Raw genomic sequence first — 19955 nt, 5'->3', positions numbered from 1 at the left:
CGGTGACGGGGTTGGCCGGAAGGCGGGCCAGACCGTACGGCCGTTGCATGAAATTTCGATATTCCGGTATTTTTTCCGGGTCTCCTCTTTTTTCCTGAGAACGTTCTTTCAGCGCGATCCCGTGTATCGTGGCGGTCGAACATTCATGGATCATGTCCATCGCCATTTTTCCTCTCCTGGGGGGTACCGGGCCGCAATCGTGCCAGGTCTGCGAATCCGGACCTGATGTGGTGATGAGAATAAATCCCGAATTATTCAGCGTGTGTGCTTCAAAAGACGTATCTGCTCGGTTCTCACAATTTATTGGGATTTCATGGATCAAAGGACGATCGCGTACCTGGCAGCCGTTTTGAATGCCTCCTTTATCGGTCTGAGTTTCCTCTTCGTCAAGGAGTCCCTGGACTCTGCCGAACCGTTCACGACGCTTGCCTTCCGTTTCACCCTCTCGTTTCTGGTGATGCTGGCCCTGGTCGCGGCCGGGGTGATCAGCGTGCGTCTTCCGAGAACTGGGCTCCGCGATCTCATGGTCCTTCTTCTTGCCCAACCGATCCTCTTCTTCTCTCTGCAGGCCTTTGGTCTACTCTCGATATCCTCGTCGGAGGCGGGGATCATCTCGGCCTTCACGCCGGTCTGTGTAGGGGTCCTCGGTCTCGTGCTCCTGGGGGAACGGGTCAATGCGAAACAGTTCGTCTGCTTCTTCGTCTCCATCGCGGGGATCGTCTTCCTCTTCCTGATGGAGGGGATCGGCGAGGCTGGGGTCAGCACCCTGGGTCTGGTCCTGACCGTCCTCTCGGTCTTTGCTACCTCCCTGTACATCGTGATGGGCCGACGTCTCTCCCGCACCATCGACCCCGTGAGCCTGACCTTTCTCATGATGCTCTGCGGATGTGTGGTTTTTCTCGCTGCGGCGGTGGGGTGCGAGGGCCTGGACCTTGACGGCACGCTCGTGCTGCTCGGAAGTACCGATTTTCTCATTGAGATCCTGTACCTCGCCCTCTTCACCTCGGTTGCGACCTCGTTTCTCGCGATGTACAGCCTGAAAGAACTGGAAGCGGCGCAGGTGGGCATCATCCAGAACCTCTCGGTCGTGGTCTCGGTGGTTGCTGGTGTGCTCGTGTTGCAGGAGACGTTCCTCTCCTACCACGCCGTTGCGAGCGTCCTGATCATCGCCGGGGTGGTGCTCGCGAATTATTATGCCGACTCTGAGACGAGGTAGTGTTCAGCCCACCATGTATCGAGGGGAACCGGTCGGGGGGATCGATATCCCCATATCATCTCAGTGACCAGGGAGGTTCATGGATCGTCGAGATGCTGTATCTGAGACGGCCCGGCGGCGTGCCATCTTCAAAGTCGGCCTCTATGTGGTGCTGGTCTTTGCCTTCAGTTCGGTCTTCTGGTACCTGATCGCCGCCGCCGGTGATCTTGAACCCGCGCTGGTCGTCGGCCTGATGTGGTCGCCGGCCGTAGCGGGTTTGATCACCCAGATGGTCTTTGAACGTTCCCTGCGGGGGATGGGGTGGCCGCCCGGCCCCCTCCGATACCTGCTCTTCGCCCTTCTCATCCCGCTTCTCTACTGTCTTGTGATCTATCTCCCGGTCTGGTTCATTGGGCCGGGCAGTATCCTGGGTGACGGTGTCGCCTTTATGCTGGTCGGTGCGGCGTTGCTCGCCCTCCCGCAGAGCATATTTCTGGGTCTCGGGGAGGAACTCGGGTGGCGCGGGGTGCTGGTGCCGGGGCTGTACCGGTGCACCACCTTCACCCGCACTGCTCTCCTCTCCGGGCTCATCTGGGGCGTGTGGCACTATCCGCTCATCCTTGTTGGGCTCTACACTTCGGGCACCCAGACCTCGTACGCTCTCCTCTGCTTCACTGTCTCCATCGTCGGGATCGCCACCATGCTCGCCTGGCTCAGGCTCCGTTCTGGCAGTTTCTGGCCGGCGGTGCTGTATCATGGCAGCCATAACCTTCTCATCCAGGGCGTCTTCGACCCTCTGACCGTCCCGGCCGGGGCGACGCTCTATATCACGACCGAGTTCGGGCTCGGGCTCGCGGTGGTCTCGGCGCTGCTGGGGTACCTCTTCTGGCGGCGACGGGGCGACCTGCAGGAGCAAAAAGGAAACGACGCCGTTGGCTGATCTGATGGATACTCGGGAACGATTATGAAGGAAAAGATGGGCCCGGAGGGATTCGAACCCACGGCCGTCCGGTTATGAGCCGGACGCAACAGAATGGCGAGATAATTCAAGAAGAAGGCCATATCGGAAATAAATCAAGACGAAAAAACACACGCGGAAAAATTCATGCAGAAGGCGGGAGGAATGCTCCTTTCGGTTTCCTCAGCATGAAAGAACATGGCACTTCTATAGTTTAACAAACGAATTCGCTCAATAAAGGGCCTTGTAGAAAACCTCTTGCTGAATATCTCTGCGGGGGGCTGGCCGCCCCCCGGTCCCCCCGCGCGAAGATAGGCGAGGGGCGGCATTACGCTCTTCATGACGATTGATTTTGCCTTCCCGGCCCTATCTTCATCCCAGGGGTCCGGGGTGCTAGCCCCCGGCGAGAAGATGGGGGAAGGCGGTTGAATCACGCTCGTACCTAGAAATGGTGAGGGTTTCTACAGAGCCCAATAAAGATATTACGTGCCTTCTTAATTTTAGAGTATTTGCGGTCTTTTTATAACAGCATAAATCTCAAAATCTTTGGGGATCTTTTTTGTTCCTATTTGATCTCGTATTATGCTATCTCCTGTCGATTAGGATGATTTGAATTCTTTTTAAAATTTTATTAAAAGGAAAGGATTTTATTTGCTCTCACAGAAGGTTTGGTATTGATCTTAAGGGAGATCTGAGTGGTGATTGCTGAGGCTATTATTGGTGTAATTTCTAATGCTACCTTCCAATTATTTGGTGAAGTATCTAGGAAATTTCGACGAGATCTTCAAACCGACAGAGAACTTTCTGATATTGTTAGTTCTGCTGTTGAGAAAATTGAAACAAACAATGGGCATGATGTAAGGCAGATCGAGGTTTTCCTTCGATCTCAGGAAGTGGAAACTGTTGTTAGGCAAATATTTTCTGCAAAAGTCCTAAAAAAAGATCATGACGCGAATATTGATATGATACGTCGTGAATTCGGAAAATTATTGTTACTTCATTTAGATCTAACCGAAGACAATATCGTCAAAATTTCGGATTCTCTTTTTGATGCATTAATAGCAGGTTGCGCAAATGTATATGTGGAGGATATTAGGAGAGGCAGTCTTTTCGCGCATGAAATGATGGAAAATCTCAGATTTAGGATGTTGCAGGATGAGTTAGAGAATTTAAACTACAATATTCGAAAACTTGAAAGCAATGATAAACCTACCGTGCAACAATATCTTGAATTTGAAAGGAAATATCGACGCCAAGTTACTGAACGTTATAAGTATTTAAGCACAGCACACTTCAAAAACGCAGAAAAAATACTTCTTGATGACCTTTATGTTTTCCCTAATTTTTTAGATTCAATGAGTCCAGATGTTGAAAATCGCAAATTGATAGCCTGTGAGGATTTTGTCTCTTTGATATATCGTTCGGTTGTTTTGGGTGATCCTGGTGCTGGGAAGACAACTCTAACCTACAAATTGTGTTATGATTTTGGAAGAGGTTTTACATCTAAACAACTTGGTGGAAGAGATGTTACGCCAATACTGGTAGTATTACGTGATTATGGGACTAAATTCGAGTCCAACCATTGTTCAATTCTTGAATATATCGAAGAAATCTCAAGAAGTTTGTATCAACAAAAACCCCCTGCTGGAGCTTTTGAATATTTATTGATGAATGGACGGGCATTTGTAATTTTTGATGGTCTTGATGAACTATTAGACACCAGTAAGAGGCGGACTATTAGTGATAACATAGAGTCATTCTGCGATCTATACCCATCTGTTCCTATACTTGTGACATCGAGAAAAGTAGGATATGAACAGGCCCCCCTAAGCAAAGATCGGTTTAAGAAGTACTATATCTCTGATTTTAACAACAAACAAGTGAAGGAATATGTTGAGAAATGGTTCAAACATAATCTGAACTCGGATGATAAAGAAATAGTTGAAAATGTCGTTTCTTTCTTAAATGAAAGTATTAGTGTGAAGGATTTGCGTTCAAACCCACTCATGCTATCATTAATGTGTGAATTATACCGTGGAGAAGGATATATCCCTAAAAATCGTCCTGATGTCTATGGAAAATGTTCTGAATTGCTATTTGAGAGGTGGGATAAAATAAGAGGAATAGATTCTGATGTCTCCTTTGAAGCCCATTTAAGACCAACACTGATGTACATTGCTAATGAAGTGTATTCAAATGAGAAACTACAAACGGGTGTCCCAGAAAGAACGTTCATAGAATTAACAGAGAATTATCTCTATCCTAAAAGATATGATGACCCTGATATGGCCTTGTTAACTGCAAAGAAATTTGTTAAGTTTTGTAAAGGTCGAGCATGGGTATTTTCTGAAGTGGGTTCCCCTGGTATCAGTGATAACCTATACCAATTCACACATAGAACCTTTTTAGAATATTTTACTGCATATTTTTTGGTCAGGAATTATAAGTCTCCTGAAGATCTGGGTAACTTCCTATTGCCAAAAATAAGTAATGGCGAATGGGATTTAGTCGCCCAATTATCTCTCCAAATCCAGAATAGAAATCAAGAAGATGCTGCGAATGAATTGCTGTCTTTAATTCTTGATGCAAGTGAAGGAATGAATCTTCAATCTCGATTCAATCTTTTATCCTTTGTTGTGCGTTCTCTTGAGTTTATTGCGCCTTCTCCTGATGTGACGAAAAACATAGTTTTTTCTTGTATGGCCTTATGCATTGACTTGAATCTAGATGCGAAACAGAATGGATCCTATTTCAATGAAAGCATGCCTATTAATGAGCTTATATATCCATTGGTGACCGCAGATACTGTCAATATAATTCCCATTCGTAAATCTTTGATTGAGTATATATCCAATGGCATAAATTGTAGTGAAAATGATAGAGCATCTTCTGCATTAAGTGTATTTTCGGTTCTCCCTTACTTTTCATTCTACTATGAGATAAAGGAGAAAAAAATCGTTTCAGATCACCTTGGATTGGATAAGTTGATATTTGAAGTTTTTCAAGAAAATAAAAGACAAATTTACTCACTATGTAAAAATAACCGGTTTAATGCCTTGGATGGGGTTTATTATCAGATTATACCATTAGATGATATTATTGAAACATATGGCCCAGGGGTTTTGTTCTCGGTTAATATTATCCACGGCACTTCTCCTGTATTGACTTCATCAATTATTGATTGCGTTTTTTCAAATTTGACAGATTTGATCTGTAATACTCATGATCCCAGTATAGTTCTTAGTCGCATTTCATATCTTTGCCAGCAGATGCAACTTATTCCTGTTCCGTGGTCAACAAATACAATACCAATACAAAACTCACCATTCTCAGAACATTTCCAACATATGATGGATGCTTTTCAGAAATATGTTATCAATTATACCGCTGATGATTTATTCAACCTGTTCCTCATAATCGCCCCAATGGTGGAGTATGAACAATATATTTGCTCCTACAAGTTTAAATCTGTTAATGCCAGTTATTATGATAAATCTCAGATATTTGATAAAATACGATCCATCGATAATACAATCCTTGATCCCATTCTGTTTATATTCCGTGCAAAACTAAGGGGGTTCTGTATCGATGAAGTCGAAGACTTAATTCGTGAAATTAACTTTACCCAAAAACAAAGGGACTTAATATTACAGTGGATAGAGGGGCAGCAGTCATTTTTGGCAATTAAGTCGCCTCTAATTTCTGATGAGACGAAATTTAATGCGGGTTATATCAATTATACCTCTAAGAATATTTTGTATTCTAACAGCGATTTCCACTAATCCATTGGATCTCGATGATTTTATTTAATCTAAGTCATTAATTCAATGATTTTCTTAGATGGTATTGAGGGGGATGTTTTCTCTTTCATCTACCCTGAAGGGGATTGTATGGGCGTTTATCATCCCTCCAAGGATATCGTCATTATCTTGAACAAGGTGGAGAAAAAATGGAGAATTTTCTTCATTCCGCTTTAGACTCTGCTTTTTTGATGTGGAGGACAGCACGGTTCTACCGTGTCCCCTGCTGAAGGTTCTCATCAAAATCTTTCTCATCCTCCACTTCGATCTCGATCTTGAAAGTGATTTTTTCATCCGACTGCGAGATGAACTGCGCGATCGCTCCGTCCACGATCTGGCCGAACTCTCTCCCCGCCGTGAGCGGATTGACCTTTCCGCATCCATAGATCTGTTTCTTCACCATAGAGGCGTCTGTTCTCTTCTCTGAAGTCTGTGAGACTTTCTCTCTTTTTTACTCTTCTTTTCTCCTGTGTAATTTCTATTTCTCTTGGAGAACTCTCCTTTTCCTCTCCTAGGATATTTCTTCTTTTCTATTCTCTTCTCCTCTATTTCTCTTGTTTTGAAGGAGTATTCTCTTGGATAGTATGGAGGCCAGAGGTTAGTTGGGGAGATCGCTCCCTCCCAGCAAGAAGGACATCTGAATAGACGGATCAAGGACGGAGGCCTAAAGAGGATCTCCTCTACTGGGGTTCAGAGAGTATGGAGGAGGGTCAAGAGCGCCGACATATCAGCGGACGGGTGGCGCATCATTCAATGGAGTCCTCCTCACGCACGGCCCACGTTACATGAGGTGTTCGGACGATCCGAAACTGTCCGGACAGATACAGAACTGTACGGACAGTAGAAAAGTAGAAGGAAATGAGATATCAGGACAAAAGAAAAGGAATACGGGGGAAAAAGGAGAATATGCGCTTTCACATTGTCGGGAGAGGGGGATGGAGATCTGTAAAATTATGGAATTTAAGTGCCCCGATTTGGATAATATTGTATTTTAACCGTTATATGTAGAATTTGACTGCTTTTAAACAATATTTATCCAAAATAACATGGGCCCGGAGGGATTCGAACCCACGGCCGTCCGGTTATGAGCCGGACGCTCCACCACTAAGCTACGGGCCCGGAAAGATGAGACTGATATACATCGCCCTGTCCCCTGAAATAATTTGTGCGCTCCTATGAAGTCGTGCATCGCTCTCGCCAGAAGAGGGTCGTCACCGTCCTCACCTGGTGCCAGGACCGGAGGGTTTTTCTTTATGCGCATATGAGTACAAATTATGTCTGTGCACCGGCGGCACGGCCAGGCCCCCGCCGGTCGCGGAGGTGGAATATAGATGAAACTCGCGATTGCAAAAGACGGAGAGATCGTCTCAGCACATTTTGGACACTGTGAGAAATACGCGATCTTTGAAGTGGAAGGCGGGAACCTCGCCAGGCAGGCCGACCTTCTCAGCCCCGGCCATGAGCCCGGACGCCTCCCGGCGTTCCTCGCCGAGCACGGTGTCAACGCCGTCATCGCCGGTGGTATGGGCCCGCGGGCCGTCGACCTCTTCCACGCAAACGGGGTGGAGGTCTTCATCGGGATCGCCGGGGAGATCGACGCCGTAGCCGCGGAGTACGCCGCCGGTCACCTCACTTCAGGGGAGAGCACCTGCACCCAGGGCGAAGAGGGACACGACAACTGCGACGGGGGATGTCATTGATCGTCTGCATCACCGCGAAGGGAGAGGGCGCTGAGGCCGCGGTCGAGCCCAGGTTTGGCCGGGCGCCGTACTTTATCTTTGCCGACACCGATGCCGGAACCTTTGTCTCGGTCAAGAACGAACTCGTCGATGCCGCAGGCGGCGTCGGCCCCCGTTCCGCTCAGGTGCTCGTCGACCACGGCGCCACCGTTCTGCTCACCGGCCAACTCGGTGGCAACGCCGCCACCGCTCTCAAGGCGGCCGGGATCAAGGTCTACAGCTTTGGGAACGCCGCGACCGTTGCCCAGGCCCTTGAGGACTATACACAGGGCGACCTCTCAGAGATCCTCTGACCGTCGATATGAAGATCGTGGTAGCCAGCGGGAAAGGAGGGACCGGGAAGACGACGGTCTCGGCAAACCTTGCCTATGCCCTCGCACGGAGGGGCGGGGTGACCCTCGTCGACTGCGACGTGGAAGAGCCCAACCTCCATCTCTTTTTTCCCGGAGAAAGTGAGGAGAAAGGGGTGCCGGTCCCGGTCCCCGCGATCGATCCCGAACGCTGCACCCTCTGCGGGGAGTGCGGGCATTTCTGCCGGTACGGGGCGCTCACCGTCCTCAAAGACCGCGTCCTCTTCTTCGCCGAACTCTGTCACTCGTGCGGCGGATGTCTCCTGGTCTGTCCGTCCGGGGCCGTCACCGAGGTCGGGCGAGAGGTCGGCGTGGTCAACACCTCGCATCCCCTCCCCGGTCTCACCCTGGTCTCGGGCGTGATGCATGAGGGCGAAGTCCTGGCGCCGAAGGTCGTCGCCGCCGCCAAGGAAGCGGCAGGTGAAGAAGGACGGATCGTCTACGACGCCTCGCCGGGTGTCGCCTGCCCGGTGATAGAGACCCTCGAAGGCTCCGACTTCTGCATCCTGGTCACTGAGTCGACACCCTTCGGCCTCCACGACCTCGACCTCGCGGTGAGGGCGGCCGCGGCCCTCGGGGTTCCGGCCGGCGTGGTGATCAACCGGAGCGACGGCGAGGACGAGACGGCCCTTACCTTCTGCTCCGAGCACGACCTCCCGGTCCTGATGACCATCCCCTTCGACCGCGGCGTCGCGGCGGTCCAGAATCGGGGCGGACTCATCGCCCGCGATCTCCCCGGATGGGAGGAACGGTTCGCCGAACTCTGGGTCGAGGTCGCGAGGCGCTGCGAGGTGAGGGCATGATCAGGCTTGCCGTGATCAGCGGGAAGGGCGGGACCGGGAAGACGATGGTCACCGCCGCCCTTGCCGACCTCTTCGCGAACGGGCAGGTGCTCGCCGACTGCGATGTAGAAGCCGCCAATCTCGGGCTTCTTCTCGACGGCGATCTGATCGGTTCCGAACCCTTCATGGGACTGGAGAAGGCTGAGATCGATCATGAACTCTGTCTCTTCTGTGGGCGCTGCCAGGCCGCCTGTCGGTTCGGTGCGATCCATGAAGAGGCGAAGGAGTATTGTGTCGACCCCTTGAAATGCGAGGGATGCGGTGTCTGCGTCCACGTCTGCCCCGCCGAGGCGGTGACGATGCAGCCGTACCAGGCCGGCGAGGTACTCGCCTCCTCGACCACCCGCGGCCACCTCTCCCACGCGAGGCTCTACCCTGGTTCAGGCAACTCGGGGCTGCTCGTCCACGAGGTGCGAAAACAGGCCGAGGCGATGGCCGGCGAGAGCCGGCTTCTCCTTGCCGACGGGCCGCCCGGCATCGGATGCCCGCTCATCTCGACGGTCAGCGGGATGGACGCTGTGGTGGTTGTCACCGAGCCCGGACTCTCGGCCCTCCACGACCTCAAACGAGTCGTCAACGTCTCCCGGCGCTTCGGCGTGCGGATCTTTGTGGTCATCAACCGTTTCGATCTCGAAGCCAACGTATGCGGGGAGATCGAACGTGTCTGCAAGGACGAAGGACTTCTCCTTCTCGGCAAGGTGCCCTTCGACCCGTCGGTGGTGGCCGCAGTGCGCCGGGGCGTGCCGGTCACCTCAACCGAGTCGCCGGCGTCAGAGGCCCTATATCAGATCAAAGAGAAGCTTGCAGAGGAGCTTGGTCTTTGATGGATGACAGTGGCGAGGGCAGGTGCTGCGGTCGCGGGAGAGGGCGACCCAGGGCTCGCCGGATGATTCAGGGTGGCGCCTCGTTCCGGTGCTTCGGCCCCCTCTGCGGGCGGCCCGAAGAGGTTGTCCTCCTCCTCCCCGAGGAGGTGGAGGCCCTCAGGCTCGTCGATCTGGAGGATATGGACCAGACGGCGGCAGCCGAAGCGGTCGGCGTCTCAAGAAAGACCCTCTGGCGCGACCTCCACGAGGCCAGACGCAAAGTCGCCGACGCCCTCGTCCACGGGAAGGCGATCCGGATCGCTGGATGCGGACGGAGCCAGGGGGAGAGGTGTCCTGAGGTGGACAGCCCTGAAGAGTGATTATTTACCGTTCTGATCTGATGGCCCGCTCGGCGCGGGTCTCTATCTCTTCCGGCGGTGGAACCTGCCCTCCCATCACATTTTTTTCTCTCCCCCACGTTTATCCTGCGATGAACATCCGACCCACACCCCTCGTCCTTCTCTGCTGTCTGTGTGCCGCCCTCCTCGTCTCGGGCTGCACCGCACCGCCGCCCGAGCACCCGCCCACGCCTGTGGAAAAACCGGCCCGCGTCGATATCGCCGCTGGCGAGATCGGACCCTTTTACGAGACGGCAGGTGCGTTTGACGATCGGGTCGTCTTCTCGTTCGTCCCGACCGGCACGGACGTCTCCGACTATCTGGTGATCTACGAGGTGCGGGTGGACGACACCACCCGGGCGAATGTGGACCGGCAACGCTTCGAGGGGGTCGACGCCGCCGACCCGATCGTGATCGGTGTGCCGAGGGAGAAAGGAGAATGTGTCGGGATCTCGATCACGATCATGACTCCTGAAGGGGCCGTGCTGTACGAGAGCACGTCGTCGGTCGGGTGAAAACGATATGGGAAAAATAGGCTGAGGGCATATCCCGGAACTCACGATCGGGAGGGGGTGCCTCGCCTGCCTCGGCCTATCTTCGCCGTGGGGGGTCCGGGGGTCTCCGCCGGCGGGAGAGAGCAATTGAGAAATCATCACCCTTCTGGTGGGGCGGCCCGTCTGATCGACGTTCCTTCCCGTATCAATCGCGCCGGGGGCTCTATCGAAGACCTGCGGGTCCATGGCAAATCAAAGATTTGCCTGAACAGGAAAATCTTCGATTTTCCGTGTTCTCAAGTTCCCTCCGGTCGCAGCCACCGGACCCCCGGAATGAAGATTGGGCCGGGAAGGCATAATCGATGAACATGAGGGGGGTGTTGCCGCCCTCGATTATATCAGACGTATGTCGAAGTCCGGGCTCTCTAAGACCGTACCACAACGGAGCATACGCTCTCTTTCAGCGTTGAATTCACAAAAGAAGAAGATACGCCGCCAACAGGACTCGAACCTGTGACATGCTGGTTAACAGCCAGCCACTCTACCAACTGAGTTATGGCGGCAATGCGCATCTTGCGCCCTAATACCTATCTTTTCGTTCCTATTAAAGATTATGGGATGGGGCGTCGCGCATCCCCTCGAGAAGTTCGATCATCTCGTCGATCTCGGTGTCCAGGCCGTCGAGGTACTCGAGCGCGCGCTCGGTCGCCACCGCCCCTGAGGACGAGGCCCTGATGTACCCCATCCCTTCGAGGACCCGCAACGAGTAGCGGACCCGATGATAGGGGAGGCCCAGGATATCGGCGAGTTTCATGATCCCGATCGGTTGGTGGGCCGCGACCACCCTGAGCACCTCGAGGTGCCGGCCCAGCAGTTCGATCTCTGTCTTCAGTTTCTCAAGCATGATCAATCATCCTTCTCCGACGGCCCGGCATGGACGTCCAGCCACGCCTTGGTCCGGTAATAGTCCTTCCTGAAGTACCAGATGAGCGGGAGGTCTGCGAGGATGAGGACGGTGGCGATGGATGGTCCGAGGGGTGAAGGCAGTTTGAAGAAGAGCCCTATCGCGAGGGCAACCATGATGATGATGATGTTCAGGACGATCGTGAGTTTCCAGAACTTCCATTTGAAGACCTGTTTGTCCGCTTCCTCCATCGATCGTACTTGTGCGTCCTTCTAAAAGTACTTGTGGTCTCCCGGCCATACCTACACAGAACGGCCGGAATACCTTCCGGCACGGATGATCTCATGGAAAAACTGGACGATGCTCTTGCTGCCGCCGAATGTTCGGCATATCTGCTCTATGCCTCCTCGGCGGACGCGGACTTCAGGTACCTCACCGGGTTCCAGGTTTCCGATCCCCTCCTGTACCTGAAGAAAAGAGGCGAGACCGGGATGCTTGTCGTACCCCAGATGGAATACGAGCGGGCGGCCACCGAGTCCTCGGCTATCCCGGTGACCCGGGCCGAGTCGGGATTTCTGAAATTCCTGGACGAAGAGAAAGACCCCTGGCGGGCCCTTGCCCGCACCGCCGTTTCGCTTGTCGGGGAGGGCCCCGTCATGGTCCCGAAATCTTTCCCGTACTGGCTTGGCAAACTCCTCGAAGAGCAGACCGGGGTCGTCGCCGACGAGAAAGGCGCGGTCCGCTCGATGCGGGCCGTCAAGACCTCCCGCGAACTCGCCGCGATCAGGGCCGCACAGCAGGCGACCGAGACAGCGATGGACATCGGGATATCGATGATCCGGCGCTCGACTCCGAAAAATGGGGTGCTCTACCTCGATGACGCCCCGCTCACCTCCGGGGGGGTGCGGACGGCGATGCACACCTACCTGATGGAGCGCGGCTACACCGCGAGAGACACCATCGTCTCCTGCGGGAAAGAGACGGCGATGCCGCACCGCCAGGGCGACGGCCCGCTTCTCGAAGACGAACCGGTCGTCATCGACCTCTTCCCCCAGCACGACGCGACCGGCTACCATGCCGACATGACCCGGACAGTCGTGAAAGGCGAACCTTCCCCTGAGATCGCCGGGATGCACGCCGCCGTCTGCGAGGCCGTGGCCCTGGGCGAGTCCCTCATCGCCGCCGGCGTCGAGGGGTCGGCCGTCCACAACGCTGTTGTCGACCTTTTCAAGGAGAAGGGGTACGAGAGCGAGAACCGAGGGTTCATCCACTCCCTCGGCCACGGGGTTGGGCTCGAAGTCCACGAGGGCCCCTCGCTCTCCCCCTCCGGCGCCCCCCTCGAGGCCGGAAACGTCGTGACCGTCGAGCCCGGCCTCTACTATCCGGGCATCGGCGGCATACGAGTTGAAAATATGGGTGCGGTCACGCAGTCGGGCTTTGACCGCTTTACCCGGTATACACGGGATCTGATCTTATGAACGAAGAAGAGATGGAATATTATCTGGAAGCAGGTCGTCTTGCACACACGATCCTGCACGACGGCGAGAAGATGGTGACGGTCGGGGCCTCGGTCCTCGAAGTCGTAGAGACCATGGAAGGAAAGATCCTGGACGCCGGCGCCCAGATCGCCTTCCCCCTCAACCTCTCGCTCAACGCCGACGCTGCCCACGACACCGCCTCGGCAGGCGACGAACGGATTTTTGCCGAGGGCGACCTGGTCAAACTCGACCTCGGCGTCGCCATCGAGGGCTGTATCGCCGACACCGCCCTCTCGGTCGACCTCGGCGGACACGCCGACCTGGTCGAGGCCTCCAGGGCCGCTCTCGACCGGGCGATCGACCTGGTCAGACCCGGCGTCACCACCGGCGAGATCGGTGCGGCGATCCAGGCCGAGATCGAAGGAAGAGGATATCAGCCGGTGGCAAACCTCACCGGCCACGGCCTGGCATCGTACTCGATCCACACCGACCCCACTATCCCGAACATCGGGATCCAGGGGGGGGCCGTCCTCGAGGAAGGCATGGCCATCGCCATCGAACCCTTCGCCACCACCGGCAGCGGGCGGGTGGGCGACCGTTCCAGGATCGAGATCTACCAGCAGGTCGACGTAAAACCGGTACGCCTCCCCTCAGCAAAGCGCATCCTCTCGAAAGTGAGAGATCGGCGGGGCATGCCGTTTTCCCGCCGCTGGCTCCCGCAGGAGAAGATCGAACTTGCTCTTGCAGGGCTGGTGCGGCAGGGAGTCGTCTACGGCTACCCGGTACTCCATGATGTGGAGGGTTCCTTCGTATCGCAGGCCGAGCACACCCTCATCGTCACCGCAGACGGCGCCATTGTGACGACCCGATGAGATAGTATTATTGATACTCCCCCACCATAGGTGATGTTGGAACCCATGCCATGTGCTGACAACAGAGACGAAGTCCTTCGTCTGATAGAGCATCTCCTGACGGCTGAGGTCTACAACACGAATCCTCAGCTCGATCTGGACGACCTCCCTCCTCAATGCCGGACCCTCTTCCTCGCCGGCCCCGATGCCGCCGAGGTGAAGCGTCCGGTCATGATCACCGAAGGTCTGCTCAAGCGGGCGGTTGGCTCTTCGGAGGAACCGCTCAAAGATCTCGTCAAAAATCCTTTCGTCGAGTTTGATACCCTCAAACTCCAGTATCACCTCACCGACCTCCGTGCGGCGTCGGTGTGGTTCGCCACCCATGGCGGGAAAGAGATGGTGGAGAAGAATCCGGTGCTCGCCTTTTACGTTGGGGACTACGACTCCCTTGAGGTGAAATACGAGGAGGTCAGGGCGAAGAACCCCAGGTTCGCCGACTCCAGGGCCTACCTCGACCACAAAATCGCAAGCCTCACCGCAAAGGACGAGAAGATGAACGAGGCCCTGGAACTTGTCATCGTCAACGCCTCTTCAGAGATCGAGCAGCAGATGGACGGCCTTGTTTGCACCGAGGACCAACTCGAGGTGATCAGACGGATCAGGACCGCGATCGAGAACCGTGACTTCCTGAAAGAGCACAATATCGCCGAGGTCGGCAAACTTCTCTTCGTCGGCCCTCCGGGCACCGGCAAGACCTCGCTCGCTCTTGCCATCTCCCACGAACTTCATATGCCGGTGCTGGAGGTGCGCCTCTCGATGATCACCTCGCAGTATCTGGGCGAGACCTCAAAGAACATCGACCGGATCTTCGATCTCGCCAGAAACCTCTCTCCCTGTATCCTCTTCATCGACGAGTTCGACTTTGTGGCCAAGAGCCGCGTCTCCGACGACCACGGGGCGATGAAGCGGGCGGTGAACATGCTCCTCAAAAACATCGACAAGGTCAGTCTGGTCAGAAACGGTGTCCTCCTTATCGGGGCTACGAACCACCCGCAACTCCTCGATCAGGCGGCCTGGCGTCGTTTCGACGAGGTCGTGGAGTTTGGCCTCCCTGACGAGGCGATGCGTGCGGCAATCCTCAGGACGGTCACCCGGACCCTTGCGTGCAAGTGCGACCTCGACACCGTCGCCGCACGAACCGAGGGTTTCTCAGGTGCCGACCTGAAGATGACCGTCAAGGAGGCGGTGCTCTCGGCCCTGATGGACGGCCGCCGCACAGTCTCCCAGGAGGATATCGAGAGTGCGTTCGCCCAGGTGGCGAACCGGAGCGTCATCCGCGGGTGTTCGTGGGGATAACATGAAAGTCACGTTGCTCGGGACAGGGGACGCCATCGGCACGCCGAAGATCGGGTGCTCCTGCCCGGTCTGTACCTTTGCGCGTACCAACGGCCGGCAACGGCTCCGCTCAGCGACGCTCATCGAGGTCGGAGAGAAGCATATTCTGGTCGATACCGGCCCTGACCTGCGGGCCCAACTCATGGCCGCTGGCTCGCCCCACATCGACGCCGTCATCTGGACCCACGGCCATTACGACCACTTCATGGGCTACGGCGAATTTTACCGGGTCCAGAAGATCCCACCGGTCTATGCTGCGGCCCCGACGATGGAGTACGCGGGTTCGGTCTTCTCGTTCCTCCCCCTGGACAAACACACCGTCGAGCCGTACCGCCCCTTCGACCTCTTCGGTGCCAGGATCACACTCTTCCCGGTCAACCATCCCCCCATGCCGACTTTTGGGGTGCGGGTCGAATACGAGGGTGCGGTCCTCGCCCTTACTGCCGACACCAGCGCCCGCCTCTCCCGCGCCAGCAAAGCGTGCCTCTCCGGCGCCGACCTCCTGGTTCTGGACACCATTGTACCTGAAGGGTTCACCATCACCAAGCACATGAACTATGCCGACGCCCTGCAACTCGCCGAAGAACTGGCGCCTGCCGAGTTCCGGTGCACCCATGCGAGCCACCTCCTCGCGTGGGACACCCCGCACCTTGCGATGGATATGGAGCAGTTCGAACTCTGAAGGGTGCCGCAATATCAGGGATGCATTCGGGAGAGAACTCAGGCAGCCCATGGGCTCCAGGGTTGCGATTGAGATAGGGAGGCGGGGTAATCGTTCAGAGGGTGATCCTGTCCTCTGCCGATCTGTCGTGCAGGGGAAAGGGTGTGGTCAATCCCTCGTGTTTACTCAGAAGAGGAATGCGACAGAGCCGAATAGAGGGGTTCACCTGAATTATGTCGGGGGGGGCACGCCCCCAATGCAAGATCCTCCGCGGCGAAGATAGGGGGCACCACGCTCTTCATGCGCTCTTTTCTCATCATGCTCTTCCATCCACCGTCTCCACCCAGTCATGAGGAGGTACGGATGCGTGAACCCCCGGTGTGACCTTTACGCCACGCCCAGGATCCGTGCCGCAAGGTGAGCAGCGTTCTCGCCGCCGTCCACGGCGACACACGCAACCGGCACCCCCTTCGGCATCTGCACCACCGAGAGGAGGGCGTCGAGGCCGCCGAGGAGTTTGCCTGAGACCGGCACCCCGATCACCGGTTTCTTTGTTTTGGACGCGACGACGCCGGGGAGGGCCGCCGACATCCCGGCGATGCAGATGAAGACCTTCGCGTCCGAGGCCTTCACATACTCGTCCAGGCGCTCAGGATCCCGGTGGGCCGAGATCACCTGGACATCATATGAGATCCCGTATTCAGTGAGCATAGATGTGGCCTTCTCGGCGATTGCGCTGTCCGAGGCCGATCCTGTGATGACCGCAACATCTGGCATGATTTTATCTCCAGGTCTTCTTCCAAGATAGGGGGGCGGGACGGTTATGCCTTGTCCCGGCCCCTACCGGGGGCAATCTACATTGCCACGTACGGCAAATCAAACCTGTACCTATGGAAGACGTACGACTTCTGATGCTGCCGGGCCCGGTCCCGCTCCCTGAACGGGTGTGCCAGGCCATGATGCGTCAGGCCATCAACCACCGCGGCCCTGAGTTCGGCGCCGCGTATACCGAGAGTGTTGCGGTTCTCAAAGAGTGCTTTGGGACAGAGAATGAGGTCTTTATTCTCAGTGGCTCTGGTACCGCCGGGATGGACGCCGCGATCTCCAACTTCGGGAAGGGGAAGAAGATCGCCTCGCTTGTCAACGGTAAGTTCGGCGACCGACTCTACCAGATCGCGGCGCGGAACGGCGATGCAACCGAGATCGCCTCCGAGTGGGGGACACCAGTCGACCTCGCCGCCCTTGAGGAGGCCCTTGAGAACGGCGCCGAGATGGTGACGATGGTCCACAACGAGACCTCCGCCGGTATCCTCAATCCGGCGAAGGAAGTCGGACGCCTTGCCCGCAAACATGACGCCCTCTTTGTGATGGACGGCGTCACCTCGGTTGGCGGTGACGAAGTCCTCGTCGACGAGTGGGGAGTCGATGTCGCCATCGTCGGGTCGCAGAAGTGCCTCGCCGCCCCGGCAGGCCTCGCTGCCGTCACCGTCTCCGACCGGGCATGGGACCGGATCGTCGAAGACCGGCCCTTCTACCTCGACCTTGCGGCATGCAGGAAGAGCGCCCATAAGGAGCCGATGCAGACCCCGTACACCCCGGCCGTGCCGCTGTTCCTCGGTCTCCACGAGGCCCTGATGATGATCAAGGAAGAGGGTATGGAAGCCAGGGTCGCCCGGCACCGCAGGATGTCGGCCTCGGTCCGCGCCGCCGTCGCCGCCTGGGGACTTGAGATGTTCCCGCAGCTCGACGAACACTCGGCCTATTCGAACACCGTCACCGCGGTGCGGATGCCCGAAGGTGTCGCCGACGTGGGCGGCAGGGTCAAGCAGATGGGCATTGAGATCGCCGGCGGCCAGGACCACCTCAAGGGCAAGATCTTCCGCATCGGTTCGATGGGTGCGGTCAGCGCCCCGGAGATCCTCGCCACTCTCGCCGCAGTCCAGCACGCACTCCGCAAGGCCGGCGTCGCCGGTGTGGGTGACGGTGTCGAGGCCGCGGCAGAGGTGCTGAACCCATGAAGGTCGGGGTTGCCGACACCACCTTTGCACGCGTCAACATGGGCGCGATCGCCATCAACGAGCTGAAGCGGCACGCCAGCGTGGCGATCGAACGCACTACGGTTCCGGGATTCAAGGATCTCCCGGTGGCCTGTAAGAAACTCATCGAAGAGCGAGGTTGCGACATCGTCATCGCCCTCGGAATGCCGGGCGGGCAGGAGAAAGACAAACTCTGTGCCCACGAGGCCTCCCAGGGCTTGATGCTCGCTCAACTGATGACCAACCACCATATCATCGAGGTCTTTGTCCATGAGGACGAGGCCGGAGACGACCAGGAACTTGCATGGCTTGCCGAGCGGCGGACGAGAGAGCATGCCGAAAATGCCGTGAACCTCGTCCTCCGCCCGGAGGTGCTGACCAGAATGGCCGGCACCGGGCAGCGGCAGGGCTTCAAAGACGCCGGCCCGGCCAGGCAGTAGACCGGCAGGAATAAAAGAAGACCGGAAAAAGGATCAATCGAGGAGATCACCATGACAATCAAACTTGGCTTCGTCGTGGCGGAATTCAACCGCGACATCACCTATATGATGGAGATCGAGGGCCGGGAGCACGCGAAGTTCCTGGGCGCAGAGGTGACCGAGTGCTTCTATGTGCCCGGCGCCTACGACATGCCCCTTGCGATCAAGAAGATGCTGGAAGACGGGAAGGTCGACGCCGTCGTGACCATCGGCTGCGTCATCGAAGGTGCGACGCAGCACGACGAGATCGTGGTCCAGCACGCCGCCCGTAAGATCATCGACCTCTCCCTAGAATACAACAAGCCCGTAGCTCTCGGGATCTCCGGGCCTGGCATGACCAGACTTGAGGCCAACGAGCGGATCGACTATGCAAAGCGTGCGGTCGAGTCGGCCATCAAGATGGTGCAGAGATTAGGATGAGAGCCCTCTCTGAGAAGGTCGGTGCTGTCGCCCCGTCGGCGACGATCGAGATCTCGGACGCCGCCAAGCGGATGAAGAGAGAGGGGATCGACGTGATCTCTCTCTCTATCGGCGAGCCCGACTTCGATACCCCGGAACACATCGTGCAGGCCTGCTGTGATGCCTTGAAGAGGGGCGAGACGCACTATGCCCCTTCAAACGGTATCCCCGAACTCCTGCACGCGGTGGCGGAGAAGTGCCGGACCGAGAACCGGATCCCCTGCGGGCCCGAACAGGTCATCGCCACCTGCGGGGCCAAGAGTGCCATTTATGAGGTGATGCAGGCATGCCTCAACCCCGGCGATGAGGTCATCCTCCCGGACCCCGCCTGGGTTAGTTATGAACCCTGCGTCCAGATGGCCGGAGGCCGGGTCGTCCATCATATGATGGATGAGCCTGACTTCCAGATCGACGACTCGATCCTTGAACGGGTGGGGCAGAAGACCAGGATGATCGTGGTCAACTCCCCATCCAACCCGGCTGGAACCGTCCTCTCGCAGGCATCGCTCAAACTGGTCGCCGACCTCTGTGAAGATTATGATCTCATCGCCCTTTCAGACGAGATCTACGAGAAACTCATCTATGGGAGAGAACATCTCTCTCTTGCTTCCATCGGCGACATGGCCGAGCGGACGGTAACCATCAATGGGTTCTCGAAGGCCTATGCGATGACCGGGTGGCGGCTTGGCTATGCGGTGGCACCGCTGCCGATCCTCCGCCAGATGGTCAAGGTCCAGCAGCACTCTGTCTCTCATCCGACCACCTTCGTGATGTGGGGCGGGGTGGCGGCCCTCACCGGCGACCAGTCCTGTGTCGAGGCAATGCGGCAGGAGTTCGAGCGGCGCCGGATGTACATGCTCGACGAGTTCGGTTCGATGGGCTACACGGTCGCCCCACCGGACGGTGCCTTCTACGCCTTCGTGAAGGTGGAAGGCGACGACATGGCCATCGCTCACGAGTGGCTCAACAAGGCGCACGTGGCTGCGACGCCGGGCAGTGCCTTCAACGCTCCTGGCTGGATACGGGTCAGTTATGCGGCCTCCCTTGAGACCCTGAAAGAGGCGATGCACCGTATCAGGCTCTGGAAGAGTGGGAATTAGAGCGAGGCGGTGC

At 56.3% G+C, this 19955-nt stretch carries 23 protein-coding genes and 2 tRNA genes; 17 read left to right on the top strand and 8 right to left on the bottom strand.

From position 1 onward, the window contains the following. Positions 1–313: 313 nt before the first annotated feature. The 3 genes from RJ40_RS07750 (at position 314) to RJ40_RS07740 (ending at position 5935) form a co-directional block, all read left to right on the top strand. The gene (locus tag RJ40_RS07750; RefSeq protein ID WP_265580282.1) at positions 314–1216 is read left to right on the top strand and encodes a DMT family transporter; all 903 of its coding nucleotides are present in this window, start codon (positions 314–316) and stop codon (positions 1214–1216) included. A 79-nt stretch (positions 1217–1295) separates the two neighbouring features. Next, a complete protein-coding gene (locus RJ40_RS07745; RefSeq protein ID WP_265580281.1) occupies positions 1296–2135 on the top strand; it encodes a CPBP family intramembrane glutamic endopeptidase in 840 nt (279 codons plus the stop codon). Between the two features lie 713 nt (positions 2136–2848). Continuing rightward, positions 2849–5935, top strand: a complete 3087-nt coding sequence (locus RJ40_RS07740) for an NACHT domain-containing protein (protein ID WP_265580280.1) — start codon at positions 2849–2851, stop codon at positions 5933–5935. A gap of 54 nt (positions 5936–5989) precedes the next feature. Here the strand turns inward: RJ40_RS07740 and RJ40_RS07735 are convergent, their stop codons facing one another. From RJ40_RS07735 to RJ40_RS07720, 4 genes are all read right to left on the bottom strand, one after another. After that, positions 5990–6193, bottom strand: coding sequence for a hypothetical protein (locus tag RJ40_RS07735; protein ID WP_265580279.1), 204 nt, complete (start codon positions 6191–6193; stop codon positions 5990–5992). After that, positions 6165–6356 (bottom strand): hypothetical protein, encoded by a 192-nt coding sequence (locus RJ40_RS07730; protein ID WP_265580278.1) that lies wholly within the window; start codon positions 6354–6356, stop codon positions 6165–6167. The genes RJ40_RS07735 and RJ40_RS07730 overlap by 29 nt, the downstream gene beginning before the upstream one ends. After that, on the bottom strand, positions 6350–6607 hold the full coding sequence (locus RJ40_RS07725; RefSeq protein WP_265580277.1) for a hypothetical protein: 258 nt from the start codon (positions 6605–6607) through the stop codon (positions 6350–6352). Before RJ40_RS07725 ends, RJ40_RS07730 begins: the two co-directional genes overlap by 7 nt. 393 nt (positions 6608–7000) lie before the next feature. After that, positions 7001–7072 (bottom strand) — tRNA-Ile (locus RJ40_RS07720). A gap of 212 nt (positions 7073–7284) precedes the next feature. Between RJ40_RS07720 and RJ40_RS07715 the strand changes: the two genes are divergently transcribed. From RJ40_RS07715 to RJ40_RS07690, 6 genes are all read left to right on the top strand, one after another. Further along, complete coding sequence (locus RJ40_RS07715) at positions 7285–7653, top strand: NifB/NifX family molybdenum-iron cluster-binding protein (RefSeq protein WP_265580276.1); 369 nt, start codon at positions 7285–7287, stop codon at positions 7651–7653. Beyond that, positions 7650–7985 (top strand): NifB/NifX family molybdenum-iron cluster-binding protein, encoded by a 336-nt coding sequence (locus RJ40_RS07710; protein ID WP_265580275.1) that lies wholly within the window; start codon positions 7650–7652, stop codon positions 7983–7985. The genes RJ40_RS07715 and RJ40_RS07710 overlap by 4 nt, the downstream gene beginning before the upstream one ends. 8 nt (positions 7986–7993) lie before the next feature. After that, on the top strand, positions 7994–8845 hold the full coding sequence (locus RJ40_RS07705) for an ATP-binding protein (protein ID WP_265580274.1): 852 nt from the start codon (positions 7994–7996) through the stop codon (positions 8843–8845). After that, positions 8842–9708, top strand: coding sequence for an ATP-binding protein (locus RJ40_RS07700; protein WP_265580273.1), 867 nt, complete (start codon positions 8842–8844; stop codon positions 9706–9708). The genes RJ40_RS07705 and RJ40_RS07700 overlap by 4 nt, the downstream gene beginning before the upstream one ends. Next, positions 9708–10067, top strand: coding sequence for a DUF134 domain-containing protein (locus tag RJ40_RS07695; RefSeq protein WP_265580272.1), 360 nt, complete (start codon positions 9708–9710; stop codon positions 10065–10067). The genes RJ40_RS07700 and RJ40_RS07695 overlap by 1 nt, the downstream gene beginning before the upstream one ends. Before the next feature lie 110 nt (positions 10068–10177). Then, a complete protein-coding gene (locus RJ40_RS07690) occupies positions 10178–10600 on the top strand; it encodes a hypothetical protein (protein ID WP_265580271.1) in 423 nt (140 codons plus the stop codon). A 469-nt stretch (positions 10601–11069) separates the two neighbouring features. Here the strand turns inward: RJ40_RS07690 and RJ40_RS07685 are convergent. The 3 genes from RJ40_RS07685 to RJ40_RS07675 form a co-directional block, all read right to left on the bottom strand. Then, positions 11070–11142 (bottom strand) — tRNA-Asn (locus RJ40_RS07685). A 41-nt stretch (positions 11143–11183) separates the two neighbouring features. Continuing rightward, positions 11184–11483 carry a hypothetical protein gene (locus tag RJ40_RS07680; protein ID WP_265580270.1) on the bottom strand — a complete coding sequence of 100 codons (300 nt, stop codon included), beginning with the start codon at positions 11481–11483 and terminating at the stop codon, positions 11184–11186. A 2-nt stretch (positions 11484–11485) separates the two neighbouring features. Beyond that, entirely contained in the window at positions 11486–11734 is a 249-nt protein-coding gene (locus tag RJ40_RS07675) for a hypothetical protein (RefSeq protein ID WP_265580269.1), read from the bottom strand. 93 nt (positions 11735–11827) lie between these two features. Here RJ40_RS07675 and RJ40_RS07670 point away from each other — a divergent pair, with 93 nt between their 5' ends. Genes RJ40_RS07670 through RJ40_RS07655 form a run of 4 tightly spaced genes read left to right on the top strand, consistent with a single transcriptional unit; the run spans position 11828 to position 15889 of the window. Further along, the gene (locus RJ40_RS07670; protein ID WP_265580268.1) at positions 11828–12961 is read left to right on the top strand and encodes a M24 family metallopeptidase; all 1134 of its coding nucleotides are present in this window, start codon (positions 11828–11830) and stop codon (positions 12959–12961) included. Further along, on the top strand, positions 12958–13833 hold the full coding sequence (gene map, locus RJ40_RS07665) for a type II methionyl aminopeptidase (protein ID WP_265580267.1): 876 nt from the start codon (positions 12958–12960) through the stop codon (positions 13831–13833). Before RJ40_RS07670 ends, map begins: the two co-directional genes overlap by 4 nt. 45 nt (positions 13834–13878) lie before the next feature. Then, positions 13879–15168: an ATP-binding protein gene (locus RJ40_RS07660; RefSeq protein ID WP_265580266.1), complete on the top strand. Its 1290-nt coding sequence runs from the start codon at positions 13879–13881 to the stop codon at positions 15166–15168. 1 nt (position 15169) lies between these two features. Then, positions 15170–15889, top strand: a complete 720-nt coding sequence (locus tag RJ40_RS07655) for an MBL fold metallo-hydrolase (protein ID WP_265580265.1) — start codon at positions 15170–15172, stop codon at positions 15887–15889. Between the two features lie 366 nt (positions 15890–16255). Here RJ40_RS07655 and purE read toward each other — a convergent pair whose 3' ends face one another. Further along, positions 16256–16645, bottom strand: a complete 390-nt coding sequence (purE, locus tag RJ40_RS07650) for a 5-(carboxyamino)imidazole ribonucleotide mutase (protein ID WP_265580264.1) — start codon at positions 16643–16645, stop codon at positions 16256–16258. A 113-nt stretch (positions 16646–16758) separates the two neighbouring features. On the opposite strand from purE, the gene RJ40_RS07645 reads away from it, so the two are divergent. The 4 genes from RJ40_RS07645 to RJ40_RS07630 are packed head-to-tail and all read left to right on the top strand — an operon-like array spanning position 16759 to position 19942. Beyond that, positions 16759–17886 (top strand): pyridoxal-phosphate-dependent aminotransferase family protein, encoded by a 1128-nt coding sequence (locus RJ40_RS07645; protein WP_265580263.1) that lies wholly within the window; start codon positions 16759–16761, stop codon positions 17884–17886. Further along, positions 17883–18344, top strand: a complete 462-nt coding sequence (gene ribC, locus RJ40_RS07640; protein WP_265580262.1) for a riboflavin synthase — start codon at positions 17883–17885, stop codon at positions 18342–18344. The genes RJ40_RS07645 and ribC overlap by 4 nt, the downstream gene beginning before the upstream one ends. A 51-nt stretch (positions 18345–18395) precedes the next feature. Beyond that, complete coding sequence (gene ribH, locus RJ40_RS07635; RefSeq protein ID WP_265580261.1) at positions 18396–18803, top strand: 6,7-dimethyl-8-ribityllumazine synthase; 408 nt, start codon at positions 18396–18398, stop codon at positions 18801–18803. Next, on the top strand, positions 18800–19942 hold the full coding sequence (locus RJ40_RS07630) for a pyridoxal phosphate-dependent aminotransferase (protein WP_265580260.1): 1143 nt from the start codon (positions 18800–18802) through the stop codon (positions 19940–19942). The genes ribH and RJ40_RS07630 overlap by 4 nt, the downstream gene beginning before the upstream one ends. Positions 19943–19955: the final 13 nt, after the last annotated feature.

The organism is Methanofollis aquaemaris, from assembly GCF_017357525.1.
Taxonomy (GTDB): Archaea; Halobacteriota; Methanomicrobia; order Methanomicrobiales; family Methanofollaceae; genus Methanofollis; species Methanofollis aquaemaris.
The sequence above is the reverse complement of the archived record's forward strand: the minus strand, read 5'-3'. Positions and strand labels throughout refer to the sequence as shown.

Coding starts and splice junctions, on each gene's coding strand:
- RJ40_RS07745 (WP_265580281.1), top strand. CDS start 1,296: ATGGATCGTCGAGATGCTGTATCTGAGACGGCCCGGCGGCGTGCCATC.
- ribC (WP_265580262.1), top strand. CDS start 17,883: ATGAAGGTCGGGGTTGCCGACACCACCTTTGCACGCGTCAACATGGGC.
- RJ40_RS07730 (WP_265580278.1), bottom strand. CDS start 6,356: ATGGTGAAGAAACAGATCTATGGATGCGGAAAGGTCAATCCGCTCACG.
- RJ40_RS07695 (WP_265580272.1), top strand. CDS start 9,708: ATGGATGACAGTGGCGAGGGCAGGTGCTGCGGTCGCGGGAGAGGGCGA.
- RJ40_RS07655 (WP_265580265.1), top strand. CDS start 15,170: ATGAAAGTCACGTTGCTCGGGACAGGGGACGCCATCGGCACGCCGAAG.
- RJ40_RS07680 (WP_265580270.1), bottom strand. CDS start 11,483: ATGCTTGAGAAACTGAAGACAGAGATCGAACTGCTGGGCCGGCACCTC.
- RJ40_RS07660 (WP_265580266.1), top strand. CDS start 13,879: ATGCCATGTGCTGACAACAGAGACGAAGTCCTTCGTCTGATAGAGCAT.
- RJ40_RS07735 (WP_265580279.1), bottom strand. CDS start 6,193: ATGAGAACCTTCAGCAGGGGACACGGTAGAACCGTGCTGTCCTCCACA.
- purE (WP_265580264.1), bottom strand. CDS start 16,645: ATGCCAGATGTTGCGGTCATCACAGGATCGGCCTCGGACAGCGCAATC.
- ribH (WP_265580261.1), top strand. CDS start 18,396: ATGACAATCAAACTTGGCTTCGTCGTGGCGGAATTCAACCGCGACATC.
- RJ40_RS07630 (WP_265580260.1), top strand. CDS start 18,800: ATGAGAGCCCTCTCTGAGAAGGTCGGTGCTGTCGCCCCGTCGGCGACG.
- RJ40_RS07645 (WP_265580263.1), top strand. CDS start 16,759: ATGGAAGACGTACGACTTCTGATGCTGCCGGGCCCGGTCCCGCTCCCT.
- RJ40_RS07705 (WP_265580274.1), top strand. CDS start 7,994: ATGAAGATCGTGGTAGCCAGCGGGAAAGGAGGGACCGGGAAGACGACG.
- RJ40_RS07670 (WP_265580268.1), top strand. CDS start 11,828: ATGGAAAAACTGGACGATGCTCTTGCTGCCGCCGAATGTTCGGCATAT.
- RJ40_RS07690 (WP_265580271.1), top strand. CDS start 10,178: ATGAACATCCGACCCACACCCCTCGTCCTTCTCTGCTGTCTGTGTGCC.
- RJ40_RS07750 (WP_265580282.1), top strand. CDS start 314: ATGGATCAAAGGACGATCGCGTACCTGGCAGCCGTTTTGAATGCCTCC.
- RJ40_RS07700 (WP_265580273.1), top strand. CDS start 8,842: ATGATCAGGCTTGCCGTGATCAGCGGGAAGGGCGGGACCGGGAAGACG.
- RJ40_RS07715 (WP_265580276.1), top strand. CDS start 7,285: ATGAAACTCGCGATTGCAAAAGACGGAGAGATCGTCTCAGCACATTTT.
- map (WP_265580267.1), top strand. CDS start 12,958: ATGAACGAAGAAGAGATGGAATATTATCTGGAAGCAGGTCGTCTTGCA.
- RJ40_RS07675 (WP_265580269.1), bottom strand. CDS start 11,734: ATGGAGGAAGCGGACAAACAGGTCTTCAAATGGAAGTTCTGGAAACTC.